The 3,977-nt window shown below is 64.3% G+C and carries 1 protein-coding gene and 1 pseudogene; both read right to left on the reverse strand.

Features of this window, described 5'->3' with window-relative positions; translation table 11 throughout:
* Nucleotides 1–3,226: pseudogene (locus tag GA615_RS28545) on the reverse strand (DUF11 domain-containing protein); the annotation flags it as partial.
* Between the two features lie 390 nt (nucleotides 3,227–3,616).
* Nucleotides 3,617–3,977, reverse strand: a 361-nt coding sequence (locus tag GA615_RS27695; protein ID WP_161602609.1) for a hypothetical protein, incomplete at its 5' end; no start/stop codon positions are given.

Genomic DNA, 3,977 nt, shown 5'->3' on the forward strand with positions numbered 1-3,977 from the left:
ACCCACCGCTGACGGTGTCATCACCAAAACCGCCGGCGAGGATGTCGTTGCCGAGGCCGCCGATCAGCGTATCGTCGCCTCTACCCCCTCGGAGCGTATCATCCCCGTCGCCGCCGAGGATCCGGGCGTCGCTCGTGATCGACTCGTCGACCGTGACGGTATCGTTGCCCTCCTTCGTTTCAATGAGGAGCCTCCCCGTGGGGGAGAAGATCCCCAGGTCACGGCCGTTGTATGTCACGCGAATCCCCTCGGGATCGTCGCTGGGGTCGAGCTGGATCGTGTCGTCCGTGGCCGAGCCGACGATGAACAACGCCGTCTGGGTGGGGTCCTCGGGATCGGGCAAGACTGCGGCGACGTCGATCTGGATGGTGTGGGAGGCCGGGTCGCTGAGCCCGCCGTGCTGGTCCGCGGCCGTCACCGAGATCTCGTATGTCCCCGGCAGCGTGTAGGCGTGCCCCAGCTCAGTCGGTTCGCCCGGCCGGATTGTCGTGGACTGTCCGTCTCCCCAGTCGATCATGTAGGTGAATCCAGCCGCCTGATCGATCGGCGACGGATCGACCGCCGAGACGGTGACGAAGCGCGACATCCCTGGCACCCCGAGTGTGTCTCCAGCGACAGAGGCCGTCGGCGGTGCATTCCGCAGGGTCGTCGTCTCGGTCGCCTGGTTGTTTGATTCATCGGGGTCGACCCCGATGAAGTCGAGGCGGGCGGAATTGCTCACGACTCCCACCCCCTGGGCCGTCAGGCTGATCTGCATCGTGGCCGTCGCGCCGGCCGCGATCGTCCCGAGGTTGAACGTCACCTGGTCAGCCGTTTTCGAGGCGTCGCCCTGGCTCGTGGTGGCCGAGCCGAACACCGCCCCGTCGGGCAAGGTATCGGCCACAGTAACCCCGAAGGCGGGCTGGGACGCAGGGTTCCGCACGGCGATGGTGTAAACGAGCGTCTCACCCTGGTCGACGGGGTCCGGGCTGTCGGACAGCACAAGCTCGAGGTCGGCCTCGTATTGCTGCAGGACCTGCTCTCGATACTCCTCGAGCGTCGGAGGCAGGTCCTGCTCCAGGTTCAAGGGTCCATCGAACCGCTGTCCGAACGTGCGGAAGGAGAGCGAGATCGTACGCCAGTCGTCGTTGGTCGAGAACGTCTGAGCGGTCAATCCATCCGGATCGCCATTGATGTTAATCCCCGTGGTGATCGCCGCAGCGTCCACGACCCCGTCGCCATCGTAATCCGCGCCCCATTCCCGGACGCCGTCCCCGTCGCTGTCCATCCCCGCGACCGGCCAGAACGCCCAATTCCCCAGCGCGTCCTGATAACGCATGAGGTACGACGTGTTCGTCGGATCGAGGATTGTCGTCTCCGAGAGGTTACCCTCGTCCAGCACGGGCAGATGGGCGGCGGCCCGGGTCGGGGATTCGGGGTAGACCGTGTAAAACCAGGAGAACGAATACCGAGATGTGGCGTCCGGGGTCGTGTACCAGTCGGAATCGAGGACCAACTGCGTGGCCGTGTTGGAGACGACCCGACGGGTCTGACGGGATCCTGTGCCGGAGAGGATCGAGACGTTGTACCCGGCCCACTGATCGATACGCCAGGCCTGGCTGACGTCGTTGAGCGTGTTCGCCGTGTTCGCCCCCGTTGAGAAGCTGGTCAGGCCGTTCGGCAGGAGCCCCCAGGGCTCGTCGATCACGAGCTGGGTCGGCGTGTTCGAGAGCACCCGGCGCACCTGGCGGTTCCCTCCTACCTGGTCCGAGACCTCGACGTAGCCCCCAGCCCACTCGTCGGGGGTCCAGGCCCGGAACGCGTCGTTGAGGGTCACAAACACGTTCCCCCCGGTCGTCGCGCCCCCTTCAGACAGCCGCGCGGGGGCGAAATCGATCAGGCTGCCGCCGTTGACGTGACGGACGCCAAACTGATGAGTGTAGCTCATCAGACTGATATAATTCGGCTTATGGTTGATCCCGTCGTGTCCCCCGTGCCCAAGGTTCAGGCCGTGGCCGAGTTCGTGGACGAAGGTGCCAGGGTCGGAATTGTAGACGATAAAGTCATTCCCCCCGAGTTCACCCTGCCCGCCGCTCCCCACTCTGAGGACGTAGCGGTCGTTGACGGCGGGGATGGTGGTCCAGTCCGCATCGAGTTCGAGCTGGGTGGCCGTGTTCCCGACGATCTGGGCCTCCTGACCCGTTCCCGCCCCGGTCTTGATCGACACCCTGTAACCGGCCCACTCGTCGGGGATCCAGGACTGGGTCGTGTCATTCAGGGTCCTCAGGCCATTCCCCCCGGTCGTCGCGCCCCGGAGGAACTTGGGGTCTCCCCGCACAGCGTAACGGAACAACATGTTCCGATCACCGTAGTCGAAGTTGGTGTGTTTCAGGGAGTAGAACGTGCTGTCCAGGCCCAGCGTGTCGCGCAGCGGGAGCTCGTTCCCACCCCCCAGATCGTCGCCCACGAGCCGGCCGGTGGAGTCGACCAGGCCGCCAGTGTCGATCCAGAGGTTGATGCCCGGCCGCCCGTCGGGGTTCGGCTTGGCGTCCAGGCCGCGATTGCCGCGCGGGTCGACCAGGGCGGAGGCGTTGACCCCGGCATCGACGGGGGCCAGGGCGAAGATCGTCTTCATTGTATTGATGGCCTCCCAGGTGGGCTCCTGGCCGGGCATCCAGTCCAATTCCACGAACAGGTCCTTGTGGAACGGGTCGGCCCCGTACCCGGGCAGGTCGAGTCGGACCCCGTCGCCGTTATAGTCAACCCCGTGTCGTTCCCAGCCGTCCAGGAGGCCGTCGCCATCGGCATCCCCGTCCTCGGAGACCACGCTGACGTCGAAGAACACGCGGCCGCGGTCGTCATCACCGTCGCCAGTGGAGAACCCCTGGTTTGTCGGGTTCGGCCCGGTCCATTCGCCCGTCGCCAGGTCGACCGAGATGATCAGGTCATGCTGCCCACTGACGGGGCTAATATCGATGTGATCATCAGAGATCGGATCGCTATCCCAGATCTCGATCTCGACCGTCGCGGAGCCAGCCGCCGGATCGACGTCCCGGGTGAAGGTCCAGTAGGGCTCGATAATGTAATCGCCGAGGAGTCCGCCGCTGAACCCGATGATATCCGATTCCTGGAATCCGTAGTCGTCTATCTTCACCCTGCAGTAATAGTCTCCGGCCGGGACGAAGGGGGCGTCGGGATTGTCGATCTGTTCGAACCTCCAGACCGTAATCGTCACCGGTGTCAGCAACCGCCGCGACTCAAGTGCCTCCACGAGGGGTCGGCAATGTGGTTCGTGAGCCGGCCGCCCCCATGTGTGCGAACAGCGACCTTCCTTGCGACAGCGAGCGAAACGGGCGGGGACCCACGGAAACAATGTCCTTTTCATGGCTCTTTCCTCCGACTCAGGATTCCACCGTGACGAAGTCCCGGCATCCGCCGCGCCAGGACCTACCCAGTGGGTTCAACCCGGTGGGCTGCCTCGCCGCGCGAGCGAGTACGGATTGAGCTCTGTCGATCAGCAAAAGAAAAAAGCCCCGCGAGTGCATATCAAGCACCCCGGGGCCATCGCGACAACATAGGATTTACCCGTCGCGAGCAAATCCATACATCACGATATTACCCGTGGAAACCCGTGGTTTCAAGGGTTCTTCTCGCTCCTTCGGTTGGCCCAGTCGCTCAAGCTATCCAGAGGGCCCAGTCCGAACGAGAGTGCATCGAACCGGGAGCGATGACCCATCTGGCGACAGCACGCGGAGAACCGGCCGAATCCCCAGTCGAGGGCTTGGGTCGTTCGCGTTCTACCGATCATTGTCTCCGAAGGGCCGTCGGTGAGCGTGGCCTGACCTCGGGCCTGGACGGCCTTGCGAATACAAACGTAGAGGACGAACCCGCTTCTCATCAGGGAATCCTCAAGCGATTGGAGGAAGTCCGCCGGGTCGAGGCGGAAGCGGCGGTCCAGCGTCTGCACCGCTCGGCGTTGCTTCGATGTCCCGAGGAGT

The sequence above is a fragment of the Tautonia marina genome (assembly GCF_009177065.1).
GTDB lineage: Bacteria > Planctomycetota > Planctomycetia > Isosphaerales > Isosphaeraceae > Tautonia > Tautonia marina.